This window comes from Mesorhizobium sp. P2_C4 (genome assembly GCF_056404575.1).
Genome location: NZ_JBFUDT010000002.1, coordinates 443,668 through 463,905, shown reverse-complemented (window position 1 = coordinate 463,905; position 20,238 = coordinate 443,668). Strand labels below are relative to the sequence as shown.

20 protein-coding genes are annotated in these 20,238 nt (G+C 64.8%); 8 read left to right on the top strand and 12 right to left on the bottom strand.

Annotated elements, in window-relative coordinates; all coding sequences use genetic code 11:
* The gene (locus tag AC1DX6_RS08620; RefSeq protein WP_477312317.1) at positions 1-1,068 is read left to right on the top strand and encodes an ABC transporter ATP-binding protein; all 1,068 of its coding nucleotides are present in this window, start codon (positions 1-3) and stop codon (positions 1,066-1,068) included.
* A 197-nt stretch (positions 1,069-1,265) separates the two neighbouring features.
* A complete protein-coding gene (gene msuE, locus AC1DX6_RS08615; RefSeq protein WP_477312316.1) occupies positions 1,266-1,826 on the top strand; it encodes an FMN reductase in 561 nt (186 codons plus the stop codon).
* A gap of 29 nt (positions 1,827-1,855) precedes the next feature.
* On the opposite strand, the gene AC1DX6_RS08610 is transcribed toward msuE, so the two are convergent.
* From AC1DX6_RS08610 to AC1DX6_RS08575, 8 genes are all read right to left on the bottom strand, one after another.
* Complete coding sequence (locus AC1DX6_RS08610; protein ID WP_477312315.1) at positions 1,856-2,932, bottom strand: ABC transporter ATP-binding protein; 1,077 nt, start codon at positions 2,930-2,932, stop codon at positions 1,856-1,858.
* Positions 2,929-3,729: an ABC transporter permease gene (locus AC1DX6_RS08605; protein WP_477312314.1), complete on the bottom strand. Its 801-nt coding sequence runs from the start codon at positions 3,727-3,729 to the stop codon at positions 2,929-2,931. Before AC1DX6_RS08605 ends, AC1DX6_RS08610 begins: the two co-directional genes overlap by 4 nt.
* Position 3,730: 1 nt before the next feature.
* Positions 3,731-4,591 (bottom strand): ABC transporter permease, encoded by an 861-nt coding sequence (locus tag AC1DX6_RS08600; protein ID WP_477312313.1) that lies wholly within the window; start codon positions 4,589-4,591, stop codon positions 3,731-3,733.
* A 68-nt stretch (positions 4,592-4,659) separates the two neighbouring features.
* Positions 4,660-5,664: an ABC transporter substrate-binding protein gene (locus AC1DX6_RS08595; protein WP_477312312.1), complete on the bottom strand. Its 1,005-nt coding sequence runs from the start codon at positions 5,662-5,664 to the stop codon at positions 4,660-4,662.
* Between the two features lie 63 nt (positions 5,665-5,727).
* Positions 5,728-7,203, bottom strand: coding sequence for an aldehyde dehydrogenase (locus tag AC1DX6_RS08590; protein ID WP_477312311.1), 1,476 nt, complete (start codon positions 7,201-7,203; stop codon positions 5,728-5,730).
* Complete coding sequence (locus tag AC1DX6_RS08585) at positions 7,200-8,252, bottom strand: LLM class flavin-dependent oxidoreductase (RefSeq protein WP_477312310.1); 1,053 nt, start codon at positions 8,250-8,252, stop codon at positions 7,200-7,202. Before AC1DX6_RS08585 ends, AC1DX6_RS08590 begins: the two co-directional genes overlap by 4 nt.
* A 5-nt stretch (positions 8,253-8,257) precedes the next feature.
* Positions 8,258-10,045, bottom strand: a complete 1,788-nt coding sequence (locus AC1DX6_RS08580) for an alpha/beta fold hydrolase (RefSeq protein WP_477312309.1) — start codon at positions 10,043-10,045, stop codon at positions 8,258-8,260.
* Positions 10,038-10,625: an amino acid synthesis family protein gene (locus AC1DX6_RS08575; RefSeq protein ID WP_477312308.1), complete on the bottom strand. Its 588-nt coding sequence runs from the start codon at positions 10,623-10,625 to the stop codon at positions 10,038-10,040. The genes AC1DX6_RS08580 and AC1DX6_RS08575 overlap by 8 nt, the downstream gene beginning before the upstream one ends.
* 141 nt (positions 10,626-10,766) lie before the next feature.
* Here AC1DX6_RS08575 and AC1DX6_RS08570 point away from each other — a divergent pair, with 141 nt between their 5' ends.
* Complete coding sequence (locus AC1DX6_RS08570) at positions 10,767-11,444, top strand: GntR family transcriptional regulator (protein ID WP_477312307.1); 678 nt, start codon at positions 10,767-10,769, stop codon at positions 11,442-11,444.
* A gap of 16 nt (positions 11,445-11,460) precedes the next feature.
* On the opposite strand, the gene AC1DX6_RS08565 is transcribed toward AC1DX6_RS08570, so the two are convergent.
* Positions 11,461-12,492, bottom strand: a complete 1,032-nt coding sequence (locus tag AC1DX6_RS08565) for a hydroxyacid dehydrogenase (RefSeq protein WP_477312306.1) — start codon at positions 12,490-12,492, stop codon at positions 11,461-11,463.
* Between the two features lie 141 nt (positions 12,493-12,633).
* On the opposite strand from AC1DX6_RS08565, the gene AC1DX6_RS08560 reads away from it, so the two are divergent.
* The 5 genes from AC1DX6_RS08560 (at position 12,634) to AC1DX6_RS08540 (ending at position 17,465) form a co-directional block, all read left to right on the top strand.
* Positions 12,634-13,704, top strand: a complete 1,071-nt coding sequence (locus tag AC1DX6_RS08560; RefSeq protein ID WP_477312305.1) for a LacI family DNA-binding transcriptional regulator — start codon at positions 12,634-12,636, stop codon at positions 13,702-13,704.
* A gap of 81 nt (positions 13,705-13,785) precedes the next feature.
* Positions 13,786-14,775 carry a sugar ABC transporter substrate-binding protein gene (locus AC1DX6_RS08555; RefSeq protein ID WP_477312304.1) on the top strand — a complete coding sequence of 330 codons (990 nt, stop codon included), beginning with the start codon at positions 13,786-13,788 and terminating at the stop codon, positions 14,773-14,775.
* Positions 14,776-14,841: 66 nt separating this feature from the next.
* Positions 14,842-15,834, top strand: a complete 993-nt coding sequence (locus AC1DX6_RS08550; RefSeq protein ID WP_477312303.1) for an ABC transporter permease — start codon at positions 14,842-14,844, stop codon at positions 15,832-15,834.
* Positions 15,831-16,607, top strand: coding sequence for an ATP-binding cassette domain-containing protein (locus AC1DX6_RS08545; protein WP_477312302.1), 777 nt, complete (start codon positions 15,831-15,833; stop codon positions 16,605-16,607). Before AC1DX6_RS08550 ends, AC1DX6_RS08545 begins: the two co-directional genes overlap by 4 nt.
* 3 nt (positions 16,608-16,610) lie before the next feature.
* On the top strand, positions 16,611-17,465 hold the full coding sequence (locus AC1DX6_RS08540; RefSeq protein ID WP_477312301.1) for a sugar phosphate isomerase/epimerase family protein: 855 nt from the start codon (positions 16,611-16,613) through the stop codon (positions 17,463-17,465).
* Positions 17,466-17,489: 24 nt separating this feature from the next.
* Here AC1DX6_RS08540 and AC1DX6_RS08535 read toward each other — a convergent pair whose 3' ends face one another.
* The 3 genes from AC1DX6_RS08535 to AC1DX6_RS08525 all read right to left on the bottom strand — a co-directional run bounded on the left by AC1DX6_RS08535 (position 17,490) and on the right by AC1DX6_RS08525 (position 20,236).
* Entirely contained in the window at positions 17,490-17,906 is a 417-nt protein-coding gene (locus tag AC1DX6_RS08535) for a DoxX family protein (protein WP_477312300.1), read from the bottom strand.
* 64 nt (positions 17,907-17,970) lie between these two features.
* On the bottom strand, positions 17,971-19,416 hold the full coding sequence (locus tag AC1DX6_RS08530; RefSeq protein WP_477312299.1) for an aldehyde dehydrogenase: 1,446 nt from the start codon (positions 19,414-19,416) through the stop codon (positions 17,971-17,973).
* Between the two features lie 34 nt (positions 19,417-19,450).
* Positions 19,451-20,236: a coniferyl-alcohol dehydrogenase gene (locus tag AC1DX6_RS08525; protein WP_477313645.1), complete on the bottom strand. Its 786-nt coding sequence runs from the start codon at positions 20,234-20,236 to the stop codon at positions 19,451-19,453.
* Positions 20,237-20,238 lie beyond the last annotated feature (2 nt).

The window sequence follows — 20,238 nt, the reverse complement described above, 5'->3', positions numbered from 1 at the left end:
ATGGCTTCCGTCACACTGCAAAACGTCGAGAAGGACTATGGCTCGCTGCGCATCCTGCACGGCGTCGATCTCGAGATCGCCGACGGCGAGTTCGTCGTGCTGGTCGGCCCGTCTGGCTGTGGCAAGTCGACCCTTTTGCGCATGATCGCCGGGCTGGAAGAGGTGTCAGGCGGCGAGATCCGCATCGGCGACCGCCTGGTCAACGACGTCGCGCCCAAGGACCGCGACATCGCCATGGTGTTCCAGTCCTACGCGCTCTACCCGCATATGGACGTGTCGTCGAACATGGGCTTCAGCCTGCTGTTGAAGAAGGCGGAGAAGACGACGATCGACACACGGGTGGGCGCCGCCGCCAAGCGGCTTGGCCTCGACGCTTTCCTGCAGCGCTTGCCGCGCCAGCTGTCCGGCGGCCAGCGGCAGCGCGTCGCCATGGGCCGCGCCATCGTGCGCGATCCAAAAGTGTTTCTGTTCGACGAGCCGCTGTCGAACCTCGACGCCAAATTGCGGGTCCATATGCGCGCCGAGATCAAGGCGCTGCACCAGCAATTGAAGACCACTTCGGTCTATGTCACCCACGACCAGATCGAAGCGATGACCATGGCCGACCGCATCGTCGTCATGCATGACGGCTTCGTGCAGCAGGTCGGCCATCCGCTCGAGCTCTACGACCGGCCGATCAATATGTTCGTCGCCGGTTTCATCGGCTCGCCCGGCATGAATTTCCTGCCGGCGACGGTCGACAAAGGCGGCAAGGTCGACGCGGTGCTGGCCGATGGCCAGAAGCTGCGGTTGCCGGACGGCTTGCCGCTGAAGAATGGCGACAAGCTCACCGTCGGGCTGCGGCCGGAACATATCCAGCTTTCCGAAGGTGGGCCGCTCGAAGCCGAAGTCGAAGTGGTCGAGCCGCTCGGCCTGTCGACGCAGTTCTACGTCAAGCTGGCGGGACAGCAGGTCTGCGTCTTCGTCATGGGGCGCAGCAATGTCCGGCCGGGCGACAGGGTGCGGCTTTCCGCCGAGCCGGCGTCGCTGCATCTGTTCGATCCGGCAGGCGGCAATCGCATCGGATAGGGGTTCGTGCCGGCGGGACCATTCACATCGCTCGCCGAAAAATTGACCGCGGCCATCATCCGTTTGCGCGAACTCATGGAAAAATAGTTCGTCGCGGCGATGCTGAAAGGCCTATCATTCCTTTTACCGCCTTCGGAAGTCTATCAAACTTGTAGACATTGAAGGCGAGCTTGCCCGTAGCGAGAAGGTGCCACAGCATGCCCAATCCAACCGTCGTCGGCTTTTCCGGCAATTTCACCCGGCCGTCCAAGACGCGCGGCTTCGTCGAGCAAGTGGTCAAGGACATTGCGCGCCAGCATGGCCTGTCGGCGAGCAGCTACGACGTGGAAGATCTCGGCCCGTCGCTCGGTGGTGCCAAATGGGCACGCGACCTCGACAGCCAGGCGCGGGCCATCCTCGACAGCATCGTCAATGCCGATGTGCTGGTTGTGGGCTCGCCGACCTACAAGGGCAGCTACACCGGCCTGTTCAAGCACTTCTTCGATCTCTTCGATCCGGTTTCCCTAAAGGGCAAGCCAGTGGTGCTGCTGGCGACCGGCGGCGGCGAGCGGCATGCGTTGATCGTCGAGCATCAATTGCGGCCGCTGTTCGGCTTCTTCGAAGCGCTGGCCTTGCCGACGGCGGTCTACGCCACCGACAAGGATTTCATCGACGGGGTGCTTCGGTCGGAGGCCATCCTGAAGCGCGTCGCGCAGGCCGTGGACGAGGTCGGGCTTGTACTAGCCCATCGCTCTGGCGCCAGGGTTGCCGCCGAATAGATTTCCGCAACGGTCTGTCTGAATAGCGGTCAGGCCGGAAACAGCAATGCGGCGGCCGGATCGAAGAATACCTGCCGGCGGGACTGCGCTGTGCCATGCGATTGCATGGCGGCAGAGGTCGGCCTGATGTCGATCTCCTGTCCTGAGGCGGTGCGCGCGACGATGCGCCGGCGTTCGCCATAGAAGGCGACATCGACGATCTCAACATCGAGTTCCGCGCTCGCGGGCTTTCGCTCCATGCCAAACGCTTCCGGCCGGATCATCAGCCTGGTTTTTTGCCCCTTGTCGAAAGCGCCGTTGATGCTCACGCCGGACACGACCGAACCGTCCGCCAGCCGGATCGTTGCCGCCCCGTCGACGGTTTCGAGATGCTCGGCGGCGAGGAAATTCGAATTGCCGATGAAGCCGGCGACGAAATCGGTTGCTGGCCTGAGATACAGATCCTCACCGGTGCCGGTCTGCTCGATGCGGCCGTCCTTGAACAGGGCGATGCGGTCCGAGAGATGCAGCGCTTCTTCCTGATCGTGGGTGACATAGAGGATGGTGACGCCGGTCTCGCGATGGATGCGGCGGATCTCGGCCTGGATTTCCTCGCGCAGTTTCTTGTCGAGGGCCGACAGCGGCTCGTCCATCAGCAGGATCGGAGGATCGTAGGCCAGCGCCCGGGCCAGCGCGACGCGCTGCTGCTGGCCGCCCGACAGCGCGCCCGGCAGTCTGTCGGCGAAGCTTTCGAGCCGCACCAGCGAGAGCATGTCGGCGACCTTGCGCTTGACCTCGGCGTCGGGCCGGCGGCGGACGCGCAGCGGAAAGGCGACGTTTTCGGCAACGCTCAGATGCGGGAACAGCGTGTAGCGCTGGAAGACCATGCCGATGTTGCGCTTGTGCGAGGGGATCGCCAGCAAGGATTTGCCTTCCAGCTGCACGTCGCCGGAGCTGGGGTCCTGGAAACCGGCAATGGCATAGAGCGTCGTCGATTTTCCAGAACCCGATGGTCCGAGAAAGGTCAGGAATTCGCCCTTGGGGATATCCAGCGTCACATCATGAACGGCCGTGAAAGCACCGAAAGCCTTGCGCAATTTGCGGATCGACAGGAAGGGCTGGGTCATGTCTGGAGCTTTCGGCGCAGCAGGGCCGTCACGACCATCAGGGCGAGGGTGAGCGCGACCAGCAGGCTGGAGGCGGCGGCGATGACGGGGGTGAGGTCGGACCGGAGGCTGCCCCAGATCTTGACCGGCAAGGTCTGCAGAGTTGGGCTGGCCATGAAGATCGCCACCACGACCTCATCCCAGGAGGCGAGGAAGGAAAAGATCGCCGCGGAAAAGATGCCGATGCGGATCGACGGCAAGGTGATCCTGAGCTTGGCCTCGAGTGGGCTGGCGCCGCAGACGATCGCCGCATCCTCGATCGACTTGTCGAAGCCTTCGAGTGCGGTGGCGATCGGGATGATGGCGAAGGGCAGCGCCAGCACGGTGTGGGCGATGACGAAGCCGACCGTGGTGCCGCCGAGGCCAAGCCGCAGGAAGAAGGCATAGATGGCGATGGCGAAGACCACGACCGGCAGGACCATCGGCGTCAGCAGCAGGCCGCGCAGGATCTCGCGTCCACGGAACTGTCCGCGAACCAGGGCAAAGGAGGCGAGGAGGCCGATCACCACGGCAAGGACCGCCGTCATTGTGGCGATGCGGGCGCTGGTCAGTGCCGCCTCCAGCCAGGAGGGGTCGGCAAACAGCTCCTGGTACCATCTCAGCGTCCAGCCGGGTGGCGGAAAGGCCAGCCAGCGCGACGATCCGAACGAGAGCAGAACGATAAAGACCACCGGCAGCAACAGGAAGGCGGCGACGCAAGCGGTGAAGGCAAGGAGCGCCACCTTCAGCCAGCCGAGGCGGTCGTAGTCGAGCAGCATCTCAGACGCCTCCCGTCACGCGTCTGGCGCCGACAAGGCGTAGCTGCAATGCGTAGAGCGCCATGGTGACGACCAGCAGGATGAAGGCGGCGGCGCTGCCGAGCCCCCAATTGAGCAGCGACTGGATCATCTGCGCGATCATTTCGGCCAGCATCATATTCGACGTGCCGCCGAGCAGCGCAGGCGTGACGAAATAGCCGAGCGACATGACGAAGACCATCAGGCCGCCGGCGGCGACGCCGGGCAGCGACAGCGGCAAAAGGATTCGGCGGAATGCCTGGAAGGGGCTGGCGCCGCACAGCGCCGCGGCGCGCAACGTCATCGGATCGATCGCCCGCAAGGTGCCAACCAGTGGCAAGATCATGAAGGGCAGCATGATGTAGACCATGCCGATTGTGACGCCGGTGAGGTTGTTGATGAGCGGCAGGGGCTGGTCGATGACGCCAGCCGCCATCAGTGCCCGGTTGATGACGCCGGTGCGTTGCAGAAGCACCATCCAGGCATAGGTGCGCGTGAGTAGGTTGGTCCACATCGACAGGATGATGATGCCGAACAGGATCGAGGCGAGCGTGGCCGGCATGATCGCCAGCATCCAAGCGACCGGGAAGGCGACGAGCACGGTGACGATGGTGACGACGAAGGCGACCAGGAAGGTGTTGAAGAACACCCGCGCGTAGGTGCCGTCGCCGAGCAGGGCCGCGTAATTCTGCAGGCCGGGAGCTGGGTCGGTGACGCTGCGCAGCAGCAGCGCAAGCACCGGCACGACGAAGAAAAACGCAATCAGAAGCACCGCCGGCAGCAGGCCGCTGAAGCCTGCCGGCATCTTGACTATTCCAAAGCTCTGACGCGTTTCGACCGACATGGGTGGAACCTGTTTGTGGAACGAGACAGCCTGCGCCGCCCCGTTCCGTTCTGTTGCGGCAGCAGGCGTTACTTCGCCTGCCAGGCGTACCAGCGCGTGGCGATGGCGTCGCGATTCTCAGCCCAATAGTTCATGTCGAGATTGATCTGTCCGTCGACATGGGCGTCCGGCAGCGACTTCACGACATCCGCCGCCATCTCGGCCTTGGCCTTGGTGTTGATCGGCGCATAGCCGCTTGCCTCGGCAAATTTTGCCTGGCCGGCCGGGCTGCTCGCCGCGGCGAGGAACTTCATCGCCGCATCCTTGTTCTTGGCGCCCTTCGGCACGACCAGAACATCGGCCGCCGTCAGGTTCTGGTTCCAGGACACGCCGACATCGGCTTCGTCATGCTGAAGCGCGAAGACCCGGCCGTTCCACAGCTGGCCGAACGCTGCTTCGCCGGAGGCGATCAACTGCTGCGATTCCGCACCGCCGCCCCACCAGACGATGTCCGACTTGATGGTGTCGAGCTTCTTGAAGGCGCGGTCGAGGTCGAGCGGATAGAGCTTGTCGGCGGGAACGCCGTCGGCGAGCAGCGCGATCTCGATGACGCCGGGCGCCGACCATTTGTAGAAGGTGCGCTTGCCCGGGAATTTCTTGGTGTCGAACATGTCTGCCCAGCCGGCAGGTTCGCCCGAGACGGCGCCCTTGTTCCAGGCGAGCACGAAGGAATAGTAGAAGCTGCCGATGGCGTGCTCATTCGAGAAGCGCGGGTCGAGATCGGCCTTTGGCACGGCGGCGAAGTCGATCGGCTCGAGCAGGCCGTCCTTGGCCGCCTTGATGGCGAAATCCATCTCGACGGCGACGACATCCCAGGTGACGTTGCCGGCGTCGACCATGGCCTTCAGCTTGCCGTAGTCGGTCGGGCCGTCCTGCAGCACCTTGACGCCGGATGCGGCGGTGAAGGGTTCCGCCCAGGACTTGGTCTGGGCTTCCTGCGTCGTCCCGCCCCAGCTGGTGAACACCATGTCCTCGGCCTTGGCGGCCGTCGTTGCCATGAGCCCGGCAAGGATGCCGGCGAAAATCAGTTTCATGTCGTTCTCCTCTGATTGGTGTGTTCCGTTTCTTGTTCTTCAGTGCACCGTCGCCATGTCGCCTCAGCGCATGACGAAGGGATCGGGGATCGGCTCGTCCGAGGTGCGTATCCACACCGATTTCGAACGCGTGTAGTCGCGGATGGCATCGAGGCCGCCTTCGCGGCCAAGGCCGGACAGGCCGTAGCCGCCGAACGGAACCAGCGGCGAGACAACGCGGTAGGTGTTGACCCAGACCACGCCTGCATGGATGCCGCGGGCCATGCGGTGCGCCCTGGCGAGATTGGAGGTGAAGACGCCGGATGCGAGCCCAAAGGGCGTGTCGTTGGCGAGCGCCAGCGCTTCCGCCTCGCTGTCGAAGGCAAGCGCGCTCAGCACCGGGCCGAATAACTCCTCGCGCACGCAGGCGAGCTTCTGGTCGGACGCTTCGATGATCGTCGGTGCGTAGTAGAAACCGTTCGCCTTGCCCTTGGGGCGGGCGCCACCGGTGATCAGCCGGCCGCCGTCGGCCAGGCTTTCGGCGACGATCTTTTCGATCCGCTCGCGCTGGCGCGAGGTTGCCAGCGGTCCCATTTCGGTGGCCGGATCCTGCGGATCGCCGATGACGATGGCTTCGGCCTTCCGTTTCAACCGGGCGAGGAACTCATCCTTGACCGAGCGCTCGACCAGCAGCCGCGAGCCGGCGACGCAGCTCTGCCCGGTCGCCGCGAAAATGCCGGCGACGACGGCGTTGGCGGCGCTGTCGAGATCGGCATCGGCGAAGACGACGACCGGGCTCTTGCCGCCAAGCTCGAGCGTCGTATAGGCGAGGTTTTCGGCCGTGTTGATGACGATCTGCTTGGCAGTCGAGGGGCCGCCGGTGAAGGCGACGCGGGCGACCAGCGGATGGCTGGTCAGGCGGTGCCCGCAATCATGGCCAAAGCCGGTCAGGATGTTGACGGCGCCCGCCGGAAATCCGGCCTCATGGACGAGTTCGGCAAAGGCGAGCAGCGGCGCCGGGCCGTCTTCGGAGGCCTTCAGCACGACCGTACAGCCCGCCGCAAGCGCCGCGCCGAGCTTGACCGCCGACAGGAAGAGCTGCGAATTCCATGGCACGACCGCCGCAACGACGCCGATCGGCTCGGGCCGCACCGTCACCTCCATGTCGGCCTTGTCGATCGGGATGAAGGCGCCTTCGTGCTTGTCGGCCAGGCCGCCATAGTAGCGGTAGTAGTCGCCGACATAGGCGATCTGGGCGCGCGTCTCGCGGATGATCTTGCCGGTGTCGCGCGTCTCCAGTTCGGCCAGCCGGCCGGCATTGGCGGCGACCAGATCGCCGAGCCTGACCAGCAGCTTGCCGCGCGCCGTCGCCGTCATCGCTGCCCATGGGCCGGAGCGCAGCGCCTTGTGCGCGGCCTCGACGGCGCGGTCGACATCGGCGACGGAAGCAACCGGCATCGTCGCCCAGGGCACGCCGGTCGCAGGATCGATGCTGTCGAAGGTCGCAGTGGCCTCCGCGAACTGGCCGTCTATGTAATTCTTGAAGGCGGCGGTGCTCATCGCGGCCCCGCTTCCTGGAAGGCCGGCATCACCTTGTCGATGAAGAGCTGCAGCGATTTCTTCTTGCGCTTATGCGAAAGGCCGCTGTCGATCCAGATCGAGTACTGGTCGTAGCCCTGGGCCTCGTAGGTCTTCAGCCTCGCGATCACCTCTTCGGCTTCGCCGATGACCAGGTTCTGCCGGATCTTGTCCGGCGCATATTGCGGCATGGCCGCGATCTCTTCCTCGGTCAGCGGCTCCAGGATGCCCTGGCGCACCGGCTTCTTGTTCTGGAACCAGGCGCCGAACTGGCAGTAGAACAGAGACAAGTCCTGCGTCAGGCGGTCGGCGTCGGCTGCATCCTCGGCGACGAAGGTGTGCATCAGCAGCATGATTTCCGGCCGCTTTATCTCCGGATGAGCCTGGCAGGCGGTGTTGAAGCGCTCCATCAGGCTCGCCACCTCGCCATCGCCCGAGGCGAGTGGCGTCACCTGCACGTTGCATTTGTTGGCCACCGCGAAGTCGTGCGAGTTCGGATCGCGCGCAGCCACCCAGATCGGCGGGTAAGGTTTCTGCAGCGGCTTCGGCGATGAGGTGGTGGGCGGGAAGGACCAGAACTCGCCGGAGAGCTCGAAATCGCCGTCCCAGAGGCCGCGCAGCGCCGGCACCATCTCGCGCATGCGCTGACCGGCGCCCCAGGCGTCGAGGCCGGGGAAGAGCCGCTGGTATTCATAGCTGTAGGCGCCGCGCGCGATGCCGATGTCGAGCCGGCCGCTGGTGATGATGTCGGCCATCGCCGCTTCGCCGGCAAGTTTGATCGGGTGCCAGAAGGGCGCGATGATGGTGCCGGTGCCGAGGCGGATGGTCGTCGTCTTGCCGGCGAGATAGGCGATGTTGATGAACGGGTTCGGCGAGATGGTGAATTCCATGCCGTGATGCTCGCCGATCCAGGCGGCCTCGAAGCCGGCCTGCTCGGCAAGCAGGACGAGTTCTCCCAGCTCCGTCAGCAGCTCGGAATGCGGCTTCTCCAGTTCCGAGCGCTCCATGTGGACGAAAAGCGAAAATTTCATCGGTCTCACCCGTGGCCGGAATGGAGTGCAGGCGCGGGCTTGGCGAGCGGCCGGACCTCGCCTTCAACCTCGTTGCCGACATAGACGCCGAACGCATCTTCGGTGCGTTCGCGCACGTAGCGGCTCAACATCGAACGCACCGCCGGGTCGGCGATCGTCAAGTCGGCGATCCGCTCGATCTCGACAAACCGGACCTGCCCGTCACCGGAACGGGGAGAGCCCACTGTTCCACGATAGTAGACATGAGTGCGCGAGGCTTCCGTCGCGTCGTCCCAGACCGCGTAGAGGAAGCCGAGCTCGGCGTCGATCGCCTTGGCTGCAAGCTTTCCCCTGAGACTGCGAGCGTCATTCGCGGCGCCAAGGCCGCGTCCGGCAGGCAATTGGCAGGAGCCGTCGGCCGCCTCGAAGAAGAGCACGCGGCCTTCATTTTCAAGAATGGCGCCGACTTCGGTTCCGGGCGGGGCGGCCGCAAGCGCCTCCTGGCTGAGGCCGGGCGTGACATAGGTGCCGCGGCAGTAGCCCAGCGGCTGCGCGCTGCTGTGGGTGAAATCGTGGACCCGTCCGATGAGGATCGAATGGTCGCCGGCATCGACCAGTTGTTCCATGTCGCAATCGAACACCGCGACGGACCCCTCGATCACCGGATTGCCGGTCTGCCCTGGCTGCCACGCCACCGCAGCGAATTTGTCGGCGGCCTTGGAGGCAAAGATGCCGGACGCGGCCTTCTGGTCTTCCGACAGAATGTTGATGGCGAATCCTCTGGAGGTCGAAAAGGCCTGGTGCCCTAGCGCTTTCTTGGCGATGCAGACCAGCACCAGCGGCGGCTCGAGCGAGACGGAGGTGAAGGAGTTGGCGGTAAAGCCGCGCGGCTCGCCTTCGGCACCGATGGTGGTGACGATGGTGACGCCGGTCAGGAAGGAGCCGAGCGCGCGCCGGAATTCGATGACGTCGAATGCGGGACCGGTGGCAGCGCTGGCGGAAACAGCCGCCGCCTTGTCGAGGAAGGCGATGATTTGTTGAGTCACTTTTTGCGGCGAAGCGATTGTCATCATGTGCTTTTCGCCGCTCAGCACGAGGCATTGCCCTGAAGGCGCGAGTCGCGCCATCGCGGCCGACATGGCAGGCGTGGAATTGCGGTCTTCCGACCCGGTCATGAACAGCGCCGGCACGGCAAGGTCGGCCAGGCGATCGACATGCGCGGCGTCGGCGCTGGCAAAGAGGCGATAGGTGCGGGCATAGCCTTGCGCGTCGACGCTTTCGAGCGCGGTCCATGCCGTGGCAGCCGCAGCGGCCAGATCGGCTGGGATCGGGTCGCCGAACCAACGGGCGATCGTTGCGGCGATGGATGATGGATCGCCCCGGCCGCCAAGCGCTGCTGCCCGCTCCCGCACTGCCTGCGCGAGCTCCGGAGGGCGGCGGAAGACTGCATTGAGGCAGACGAGGGAGCTGACGCGCGAGGGCGCGCGCAACGCGATTTCCTGGGCAACGAGCGCGCCCATGGAGTGACCGATGACCGCGACGCGATCGAGGCCGAGATGGTCGAGCAGGCGGATCGCCTGGTCGGCGAAGTCGGACAGTCCGGCATCCTGCGGCGGCAGGGGAGAGGCGCCATGGCCGAGCATGTCGATGGCGATCAGCTCGAAGCGGTCCTGCATCAGCGCGATCTGCGGTTCCCAGATCGCCGCGCTCATGCCAACGCCGTGAATGAGCAGGACCGGCGCGCCGGAACCGGCCCTGATGAAGCCGGTGCCGTCGGGAGCCTTGCCCCGGGCCGGTGCGGCACCGTCAGCCATGCAGGTCTCCGAGCTCCTTCAGATCCTGGTAGCGATCACCGATGCGGTGATGCGGACGGCCGCCGATGGAGGCGCCGAGCGCCACCACCAGTTCATCGGGGCCGGGCGCGTCACCGATCTGGAAATGCACGGTGAGATAGTGCGAGCGGCGGCCTTCGTCGTTCTTGTCCATCAGCGGGATCATGATCGGCGTGTTCGGCCCGCCGCGCAGATTGGTGAAGGCGAGATAGGTCTTGGCGCCGACGGCGCGACGATAGTGGTTGCCGAAATGCAGCGTGTGGATCAGCGCCGAGGCATGCTCGACTTCGCCCGACGTGCCGCAGATGGCGGCCTTGCCGTAGCCCTCGATTACCTCGCCCGAACCTGCCACGGCGATGATTTCGCGTGTCAGCATCTCGCCGAGGACGGGCGCGATGACGCGGATCTCGGGCGAGAGGTCTTCGGTGAAGCCGCGTCCGGCCCATGGGTTGGTCAACACGGCGGCGACGCCGATCAGGCGCAGCGGCTTTGGCGCCGCCTTGCCGCCTTCGATCAGCGTGTTCTCGACATAGGTCACGATCTTGCGAATGGCCGGCTGCATGCAAATCCTCGGTCGAAAGGGGCGCGACAGGCTCTCGTCTTTCCATCGCGTCTTATGGTATACCATGCTATGGAGCGCCATGTACCTTGTCAACCACCTATGGAATCTGTTTTTGTGGCCGGGCAAGAAAGCGGAGGAAAAATGGCTGACGATACGCTTCGGATCGACCGCTCAGCCAAGACGCTGCGGACGCTGGCGCTGGAGCGCATGCGCGAGGCGATCATGGATTTTCATTTCCAGCCCGGCGAGAGGCTGGTCGAACGACCGCTTTGCGATCAGCTCGGCGTCAGCCGTTCGGTGGTGCGCGAAGTCTTAAGGCAACTGGAAGCGGAAGGCCTGGTGCAGATGATACCAGGGCACGGACCCGCCGTGGCCAAGCCGGATCTCGGCCGCACCGATGAGATCTATGAATTGCGGGCGCTGCTGGAGGGCATCGCGGCGCGGGCCTGCGCGACGTCGGCCACCAAGGAGCAGATTGCGCTACTCGATGCCGCCCTGGAAAAGCTTCTCGAAGCCTGGGCGTCGGGCGCACCGGTCGAGGTGATGCGGGCGACGGCCCGATTCTACGAGGTGCTGTTCGAGGCCGCCGACAAGCGCATCGCCTGGGAGATCGTCACCGGGCTGAATGTGCGCATCAACCAATTGCGCTCAATGACGATCGCCTCGGAGAACCGCCGCGACGCGGCGATCGCGGAGATGCATGCGATCATGGATGCGATCCGCTCGCGCAAACCGGAAGAGGCGGAAGCGGCGGCACGGCGCCATGTCGAATCCGCCTGGCGGATCGCGCGCAATGCGCTGCGGCTGGGGCCGCTGTAGGCCTGCCCAGCCAAGTCTAGTTCTTGTCGACCGGCTTCGAGCGCATTCTGGAAACCGTCTCACGCTCCGCCCGCTTGGAGCGTAGCGGCGGCAGGCCACGGTCGACCAGGTCCATGTCCTCCAGCACCATGTCGCCCATGCGCTTGAAGGCGATGTCGAGTGCGCCGGCGCGGTGTGCCGAGCGCAGGAAGCCGGGCAGGGCGCGCACCGGATGGTCCTGCGCCAGCGGCTCTTCCGGGAAGACGTCGCTGGCGGCGACGATGTGGCCGCTCTTCACCGCCGCCATCAGCGCGGGGAAGTCCACCACGCCGGCGCGGCTGAGCAGGATGAAGGCGGCTCCTTTGCGCATCTTGGCGAAGGCATCGGTGCCGAGAAATCCCTGGTTCTCGCTGGTCACCGAGGCGACGACGAAGACGAAATCGCTCTGCGACAGAACCTTGTCCAGAGAGGCCGGCTCGACGCCGTTCTCGACCAACACGGAGGGCGGCAGCCAGGGATCGAACACCCTGATGCGGGTGCGGAAGCCAGACAGCACACGGTTCAGGGCGCGGCCGAGATCGCCAAAGCCGACGATGCCGACATCGGCGTCGGAGAGCAGCCGTGCCGTCTGGTTGCCATCGCCGCCCCACAGCTCCTTGCCTTGCCGGAAGGCGAGGTCGGCATCGACGATATCGCGCGCCAGGTTGAGTGCCATGGCAAGGCCGAGTTCGGCCACCGGTTCGGCGAAGACGAGGCCGGTGGTCACGACATGGATGCCGCGGGCGAAGAGCGTCTCGTACGGCATGTTGTTGAGGAGGTTGGTCTCGACGTTGAAGACGCAGCGCAGCGCCTTCATCTTGTCCAGCGTCTCCGGCGAGATCGGCGGCTGGCCGACAATGTATCGCGCTTCGGCCAGCACCTCGGCCGGCAGTCCCGCGACACCTCCAGGCGTCGTCTCGACGATGCGGTACTTTTCGCGGAAGCGCGCCAGCTGCGGTGGTGTGAAGATCAGCTCGAGCGTGCGCGGCTCGGGCACGCTGATAACCAGCGGCAAGGCATTGTTTGACATGATGTTTCCTCCCGGCGCGACCGGATCGTGCCATCCACAATGGTGTTTTACTCCGGATTAAACGATTTACAACTACGAAAAATCGATTTATCGGTACATCTGCGAGGCAGCACGCGGCTGCCTGCCCTCGGGAGGAGGATCATGGCGCATCAGGAAGCCCAACGGCGTCCGTCGATACACGACGTGGCAAGCCGCGCCGGCGTGTCCGCCGCCACAGTCTCCAAGGTCATGGCCGGCGTCACCACGGTGAAGCCCGAAAATGCGCAGCGCGTTTTCGATGCCGTCGAACATCTCGGCTACCGCGTCGACCCGCTGGCCTCCGACATGCGCCGGGCCAAGCGCCGCATCATCGGCGCCATCATGCCGGAGTTCGAAAGCGAGTTCTTTGGTCAGATGGTCACCCAGCTCGAAAGCCTCGCCGAGCAGCGCGGCTACACGCTGGTCGCCGCCTCCAGCCGCGAATCCGAAGCGCGCGAAAAGGAGATCCTTGCCCGCATGCATGATTGGCGCGTTGCCGGCGTGGTGCTAGCGCCGGTGCGCAACGAGCACGGCCCGGCGGCCGGTTTCATGAAGGCCAACGGCATGACCGGCGTGCTGATCGACCGCGTGCTGGCCGACGATGCCTTCGACACGGTCTCGGCCGACAGTGCCGGGGCCAGCGCCGAGGTGGCGCGGGCGCTGGTCGGCAAGGGCCACCGCCACATACTGGTGGTCGGTCTTGGCCAGCAGGCGGCGACGGTGCGCGCCCGCCTTGAAGGCTTTCGCGCCACGGCGCTCGAACTGGCGCCTGATATCCGTATCGACGTCGTGCTCTCGGAGAGCGATGTCGAACCGCTGCGGGCGCTGCTGCGCGACTATTTCGAGAAGGGCGCCAAAGAGGGTGAGCGCCCGACGGCGGTCTACTCGCTGTTCCTCAAGGGCACGCTGGTGGCGCTGTCCGAATTCCGGCGGCGCGGCTGGCATTGCCCCAACGACATTTCGCTGGTCGGCTTCGACGATGCCGAATGGATGCAGGTGACATGGCCAGCCATCGCCGCAGTGGTGCAGCCGGTGCGCCAGATCGCCGTCCACGCGATGGACGTGCTGTTTGCCAGGATCGAAGGCGAGGAGGGGCCGCCCAAGGCGCGGCTCGAGCCTTGTCAGGTTTTGATGCGGGAATCCGTTGGCTCGCCAGGCAACGGCCCGCATTCCGGGGGAGGAAGCCGACAATAGCCCCCATTGTCGAAGACGGACCAGAAGCGCCGGACCTGGCTTTGGCTCGCGGCGCGTGACATCAACCGGAGGAGAAACGAGATGAAATCACTCGCACTGAAGATAAATCGATTTACTTTGGCTTTTGGCGTCGCAATGGCGCTTTCCGCCGTCAGTGTGGCCAAGGCCGAGGACGGCGAATATGGCGTGCTGATGAAGACGCTGGCCAACCCGTTCTGGGGCGCGATGGGCCAGGGCGTCGAGGACGGCGCCAAGGCAGCCGGGGTGAAATATTTCCAGCAGGCGGCCGACAGCGACCAGGCGGCCGAGCCGCAGCTCAATCTGTGCAACACCATGCTCGAGCGCAAGCCGGTGGCGATGATCACCGCCGCCATCAACTCGACCAATCTTTTGCCCTGCCTGAAGGCGGCGCAGGATGCCGGCATCAAGGTCGTCGACCTCGACGGCAATCTCGACCCAGCGGTGCTCGACAAGGAAGGCATCAAGATCACCTTCCGCATCGGCTCCGATAATGTCGCGGCAGGCGGGCAAGGCGCCGAATATCTCGTCTCCAAGCTCGGCAAGGACGCAAAGGGTCCGGTGCTGGTGATCGAAGGCCTGTCCGGCAACATCACCGGCGAGAAGCGCGCCAAGGGTTTTGCCGACAAGCTCAAGGAATTGGCGCCGGGGCTGGAAATCGTCGCCTCACTGCCGGGTGACTGGGATCGCAACAAGGCGGCTTCGATCGCCACCGACACACTGACCGCGCATCCCGACCTCGTCGCCATTTTCTGCGCCAATGACGGCATGGCGCTGGGCGCGGTGGAATCGATCTACGCGGCAGGCAAGGGCGAACAGGTGACGATCATCGGCGTCGACGGCAATTCGGACGCGGTCAAGTCGATCAAGGAAGGCCGACTCAACGCTTCTGTTGCGCAGCTTCCCTATCTCGTCGGCAAGCAAGCGGTCGAGAACGTCAAGAAGGCGCTGGCCGGTGAAAAGGTCGAGGAAAGCATCGCCGTGCCCACTTTGGTGCTGACCAAGGATGTGATCGAAGCCGGCAAGGAGCCGATGCTCGAATACGTGAAATAGTCCTCCCGGACTGGGCTGGCGCGGGTTTAGCCTGCGCCAGCCACTTTTTCTTAAAGGTGAGGCAAGATGGCTTCTGAAATAGCACGGCCCGGTATCTGGGCTCGGGTGCAGCGTGCGTCCGTCGAACGACTTCATATCCGCCTGGAATCGCTGGTGGTGCTGCTGGCGCTGAGTGCGGCGATGGCCGTGCTGTCGCCGTATTTCCTGTCGCTCAGCAATTTTCTCAACATCCTGCTGGCGACGTCGACGATCGGCGTGCTGGCCATCGCCGCCACCTTCGTCATCGGCTCGGGCGGGCTCGACCTGTCGCTCGGCTCGGTCATGGGTCTCGCTGGCGTCGCCGGCGCCTTCGTCGCCGTCAATCTCGGCTGGCCCTCGGTGTTCGCGGTCGTTGCCTGCATCCTTGCCGGCGGGCTTGCTGGATACATCAACGGGCAATTGGTCACCCGCGCGTTTGTGCCCGCCTTCATTGTCACGCTCGGCATGCTCGGTATGGCGCGTGGCCTCGCTTTGATCATTTCGCAGGGCAGGGCGATCTACGGATTGCCGGCGGCGATCGTCTATATCGGCCAAGGCCGGCCGTTCGGCATTCCGATGCCGGTCATCCTGCTGGTGCTCACGGCGATCGTCGCGCATTGCGTGCTCGCCTACACGCGCTTTGGCCGTCATACGCTGGCGCTCGGCGACAGTGAGGGCGCGGCGCGCGCGGCCGGCATTCGCGTCGAACACCATCGCCGCATCATCTACACGCTGTCTGGGGCGCTGGCCGGTCTCGCCGGCCTGCTGTTCACCGCCCGCGTCAATGCCGGCGATCCGACCGCCGGCATCAACTACGAACTGACCGCCATAACCGCAGCGATCATCGGCGGCACCAATTTGTTCGGCGGCCGCGCTTCGATCCTTGGCACCATGATCGGGGCGCTGATCATGGGCGTGCTGCAGAACGGGCTGACGCTGCTTGCGGTGCAATCTTACTACCAGCAGATGGCGATCGGCGCCGTGTTGATCCTGGCGGTGTTCATCGACCAGTACCAGGTGCGCAAGGAGTCACGCGTATGACCCTTCTCACCCTGCACGGCATCCGCAAGAGCTTTGGCGCCGTCGACGTGCTGCATGGCGTCGACCTGTCGGTCGAGGCGGGCGAAGTGGTCGGCCTCGTCGGTGACAATGGCGCCGGCAAATCGACACTGATGAAGACCATCACCGGCATCTACCGGGCTGACGCCGGCTCGATCGAACTCGACGGCAAGGATATTCTGCCGCTCGATCCCGGCCAGCGGCGCGAGCTTGGCATCGAGATGATCTACCAGGACCTGTCGCTGGCCAAGCAACAGGACGTCGCCGCCAACATCTTTCTTGGCCGCGAGCCGACGAAGAAATTGTTCGGACTGATCCCGGGTATTGTCGACAAGGCCGAGATGGACCGCCAGGCGGCGAAGATGATCGAACGGCTAGGGGCGCATCTGCCGTCGATAAACCGGTCGGTCGGTTCGTTCTCCGGTGGCCAGCAGCAGACGGTGGCGATCGCGCGGGCGCTGACCTTCAACCCCAAGCTGGTGATCATGGACGAGCCGACGGCGGCGCTTGCTGTGCGCGAGGTGCAGAGCGTGCTCGATCTGATCCGGCGGCTGAAGTCGGAAGGCATTGCCGTCATCCTGATCTCGCACAGATTGAACGACGTGCTGTCGGTCACCGACCGCATTGTCGTGCTGCGCCACGGCCGGGCCGAGGCGAACCTGATCACCGCCCGGACCAACATGAACGAAGTCGTCAGCCGCATCGTCGGCGGCGGCGATATCAGTGCCGCCGCGGCGCATGAACAACGAGGCTGACCGATGAATACATTTGGACTGCACACTTTCGCTATTGCCCCGGTGTGGGATCTTGACCTGATCGAACCGCAGATGGAGCGGCTGAAGGCTCTGGGCATTGGCCTGCTCGAGATCCCGCTGCTGCGGCCCGAGGAGATCGACACCAGGCGCACGCGCGCCTTCGCCGAACGCCAGGGCGTCGAGCTGATCCCGTCGCTCGGCCTGCCGCGCGCGCTCGATGTTGTCGAGCGGCCGGACGAGGCGCTGGCCTTCCTCGAACCGGCCTTCGAGGTGTGCGAAGCGGTGGGTAGCACGGCACTCGGCGGCGTCACTTATGGCACGATCGGCAAGACGTCAGGCCGCGCGCCGACGGCCGGTGAAATCGACGGCATGTGCCGCTTCCTCGCACGCGCCGCCAAGGCGGCAAAAGTGCATGGGCTGGAGCTCGGCATTGAACCTTGCAACCGCTACGAGACGCATCTGATCAATCGCGGCATCGATGCTGCCAGGATTATCGAGCGCGTCGGCGCCGACAACATCTTCATCCATCTCGACACCTACCACATGCATATCGAGGAGGAGAGCTTTGCCGCCGGCTTCGCAGCGGCGGCGCCTTATCTCGGCTATGTCCACGTCTCGGAGGCCAATCGCGGCGTGCCGGGACGTGGCATGCTCAACTGGGCGGCTTGCATGCAGGCGATCGCCGCCATCGGCTACACCGGCGCGATTACGCTCGAAAGCATGAACCACGTCGATGTCGACATTGCCGGCGGGCTCGCCGTCTGGCGGCCGGTGGCCGACAATCCGACCGATGTCATCGAGGTCGGGCTGCCATTCCTGCGTGGGGAAGCGAGGAGGGCTGGGCTGACGCTTGGATGACGGACTATCCGTTGGAGGCTGGGGTCAGCGGCTGCCTGCTTCGCCAAGGGTCGGCCTCAGCGTATAAGCGCCATCGCCGATCAGCGCCACGCCGACCAGGCCAATGATCCAGAGTGCCGGAAATTCCCAGCCGCCATTGGCGTTGGTGAAAAAGAACCCGGCAGGACCATGCACGGTGAATATTGCACCGAGCAGAATGGGAATAAGGGTGATGGCGATGGCGCGTGGCCAGATGCCGAGGACGAGGGCCAGTCCCCCCAACACTTCCCAGGCGATGACGAGATAGGCGAGCCAGCCCGGCAAACCGAGGGATGCAAAGAAGCCGGCCGTTCCTTCGGGCGTGAAGACGAAGATCTTTAGGCCTGCATGGGCGAGGAACAGCAGGCCGAGCGTGAGCCGCAGCAGCAAGGCGGCATAAGGCGCAGTACGGGTATCAATCATTGCGATTGTCCTTTGAGAGAGGTTTGATTGCTGTGACGAGCTTCGGCCCAACAGGCCACGGCGTTCAGAACGGATAGTGCTGGTGCGGATCCTCGATGGTCATCCAGCGCAAATCGGTGAATTCTGCGATCGACGCCTTGCCACCAAACCGGCCATAGCCGGAACCCTTGACGCCGCCGAACGGCATCTGCGCCTCGTCGCCGACGGTCGGGCCGTTGATGTGGCAGATGCCGGCCTCGATGCGCGCGGCAACTGACATGGCACGCTTGATATCGCGGCTGAAGACGGCGGAGGAGAGACCGTATTCGGTGTTGTTGGCGACGCGCACCGCCTCGTCCTCGCCTTTCACCCGGATCACCGGCTTGACCGGTCCGAAGGATTCCTCGGCGTAGACCCGCATCGACGGCGTGACATGGTCGAGCAAGGTCGCCTCGACAACCGTGCCCGTGCGCTTGCCGCCGGCGACGAGCTTGGCGCCCTTGGTGACGGCATCGGCGACGAGTTCCTCCATCTTGTCGGCGGCCTGGCTGCTGATCAGCGAGCCGAGCACGACATGGCCGCGCGGGTCCCCCGCCGGCAGCTTTGATGCGCGGGCCGCGAGTTTTGTCACGAACTCGTCGGCGATTTTCTCATCGACGATGAGGCGCTCGGTCGACATGCAGATCTGGCCCTGATGCATGAAGGCGCCGAAGGTTGCGGCATTCACCGCCGCATCGATATCGGCATCGTCGAGCACCAGCAGCGGCGCCTTGCCGCCGAGTTCGAGCAGCGCCGGCTTGAGATGCCGTCCGGCGAGTTCGGCGATGATCCTGCCGACCTTGGTCGAGCCGGTGAAGTTGACGCGCTTGACGGCAGGGTGCGCGACCAGCGCCTCGACGATGCCGGCGGCGTCCTTCGGATCGTTGGTGACGACATTGATGACGCCCTTGGGCAGGCCAGCTTCGACCAGAACCTGGCCGATCAGCCGATGCGTGCCGGGGCACATTTCCGAGGCCTTCAGCACCACCGTGTTGCCGCAGGCGAGCGGCATCGCCACGGCGCGGGTGCCGAGAATGACCGGCGCGTTCCATGGCGCGATGCCGAGGCATACGCCGGCCGGCTGGCGGATCGCCATGGCCAACGTGCCCGGCTTGTCCGACGGGATGATCTCACCCGAGATCTGCGTCGTCATGGCGGCTGCCTCGCGCAGCATGTTGGCGGCCAGCATCACGTTGAAGCCGGCCCAGGGGCCGGTCGCACCGGTCTCTTCCATCATCAGTTTGGTGAATTCGCCGACCTTCGAGGCCATCACGTCCGCTGCCTTGGAGAGCAGCGCGCGGCGCTCGCCGGGCCCGGTCTTCGACCATGTTGGAAAGGCAGCCGCAGCCGCTTCGACAGCGGCGTTGGCGTCGGCCACGTTCGCCGCGGCGGCACGCGTCGCCAGTTTGCCGGTGAACGGGTCCATGCGCTCGTAGGCCGCCGAGCCGGACGCATCCCTTTTGTCGCCGTCGATCAGAAGTCCGATATCCATTATTTTTTCTCCCTCGCTCCACTGGAGCATTTTCTTAGAAGCCGAGCACTTCGGCATTGATTGAAGCTTCGAGGCCGCCATCGACCGGCACATTGGCGCCGTTCACCCAGCGCGCGCCGTCCGAGCACAGGAACAGCACCACCGGCGCGATGTCGCCGGATGTGCCGGCGCGGCCGACCCGGGCGATGTCGCTGTCGACGCGGGCGTCGCCGAGCACGGTGCGGAACTGTTTGAGGATCGGCGTTTCCACTGGACCCGGGCTGACCGCATTGACGCGAATGCCACGGCTCTTGAACAGATCCTGGTGCGCGGCGCGGAAGGTCCACAAGAGCAGCAGTTCTTTGGAAACGGGATAGCCTTCCTCGTTCTTCACGGCGTGGTCGGCGACCATCTTGGCGACATCGGGGAAGCCTTCGATGCCGACCATCGAGGCGGCGCGGTTGAGATTGGCGCGCCAGCCGAAACCGGCGATCGAGGCGACGTTGACGATGGCGCCGCCCTCGCGGATTTTTGGCGCGAGGTCTTCCGAAAGTGCCCGTAGTCCGAAGAAGTTGACGGCGAGAGTCGACACCGCGCCGGTGTTGCCGGAGAGGCCGGCGACATTGCAGAGCGCATCGATGCGCTGCGGCAGCTGCGCAACCAGATCATCGACGCCGGCCTTCGACGAAATGTCGGCCTTGACGAAAGTGCCGACCTGTCCCGTGGGCTCACGGACATCGACGCCGATCACCTCGGCGCCGAGCTGTCCCGCCAGTTCCGCGGTGCGGGCGCCGATGCCGGAGGCGACGCCGGTGATGAGGATGGTCTTGCCGAACAGCATGC

Bases quoted from the DNA above. Each gene is read 5' to 3' on its own strand.
- AC1DX6_RS08620 (WP_477312317.1), top strand. From the start codon at position 1: ATGGCTTCCGTCACACTGCAAAACGTCGAGAAGGACTATGGCTCGCTG.
- msuE (WP_477312316.1), top strand. From the start codon at position 1,266: ATGCCCAATCCAACCGTCGTCGGCTTTTCCGGCAATTTCACCCGGCCG.
- AC1DX6_RS08610 (WP_477312315.1), bottom strand. From the start codon at position 2,932: ATGACCCAGCCCTTCCTGTCGATCCGCAAATTGCGCAAGGCTTTCGGT.
- AC1DX6_RS08605 (WP_477312314.1), bottom strand. From the start codon at position 3,729: ATGCTGCTCGACTACGACCGCCTCGGCTGGCTGAAGGTGGCGCTCCTT.
- AC1DX6_RS08600 (WP_477312313.1), bottom strand. From the start codon at position 4,591: ATGTCGGTCGAAACGCGTCAGAGCTTTGGAATAGTCAAGATGCCGGCA.
- AC1DX6_RS08595 (WP_477312312.1), bottom strand. From the start codon at position 5,664: ATGAAACTGATTTTCGCCGGCATCCTTGCCGGGCTCATGGCAACGACG.
- AC1DX6_RS08590 (WP_477312311.1), bottom strand. From the start codon at position 7,203: ATGAGCACCGCCGCCTTCAAGAATTACATAGACGGCCAGTTCGCGGAG.
- AC1DX6_RS08585 (WP_477312310.1), bottom strand. From the start codon at position 8,252: ATGAAATTTTCGCTTTTCGTCCACATGGAGCGCTCGGAACTGGAGAAG.
- AC1DX6_RS08580 (WP_477312309.1), bottom strand. From the start codon at position 10,045: ATGGCTGACGGTGCCGCACCGGCCCGGGGCAAGGCTCCCGACGGCACC.
- AC1DX6_RS08575 (WP_477312308.1), bottom strand. From the start codon at position 10,625: ATGCAGCCGGCCATTCGCAAGATCGTGACCTATGTCGAGAACACGCTG.
- AC1DX6_RS08570 (WP_477312307.1), top strand. From the start codon at position 10,767: ATGGCTGACGATACGCTTCGGATCGACCGCTCAGCCAAGACGCTGCGG.
- AC1DX6_RS08565 (WP_477312306.1), bottom strand. From the start codon at position 12,492: ATGTCAAACAATGCCTTGCCGCTGGTTATCAGCGTGCCCGAGCCGCGC.
- AC1DX6_RS08560 (WP_477312305.1), top strand. From the start codon at position 12,634: ATGGCGCATCAGGAAGCCCAACGGCGTCCGTCGATACACGACGTGGCA.
- AC1DX6_RS08555 (WP_477312304.1), top strand. From the start codon at position 13,786: ATGAAATCACTCGCACTGAAGATAAATCGATTTACTTTGGCTTTTGGC.
- AC1DX6_RS08550 (WP_477312303.1), top strand. From the start codon at position 14,842: ATGGCTTCTGAAATAGCACGGCCCGGTATCTGGGCTCGGGTGCAGCGT.
- AC1DX6_RS08545 (WP_477312302.1), top strand. From the start codon at position 15,831: ATGACCCTTCTCACCCTGCACGGCATCCGCAAGAGCTTTGGCGCCGTC.
- AC1DX6_RS08540 (WP_477312301.1), top strand. From the start codon at position 16,611: ATGAATACATTTGGACTGCACACTTTCGCTATTGCCCCGGTGTGGGAT.
- AC1DX6_RS08535 (WP_477312300.1), bottom strand. From the start codon at position 17,906: ATGATTGATACCCGTACTGCGCCTTATGCCGCCTTGCTGCTGCGGCTC.
- AC1DX6_RS08530 (WP_477312299.1), bottom strand. From the start codon at position 19,416: ATGGATATCGGACTTCTGATCGACGGCGACAAAAGGGATGCGTCCGGC.
- AC1DX6_RS08525 (WP_477313645.1), bottom strand. From the start codon at position 20,236: ATGCTGTTCGGCAAGACCATCCTCATCACCGGCGTCGCCTCCGGCATC.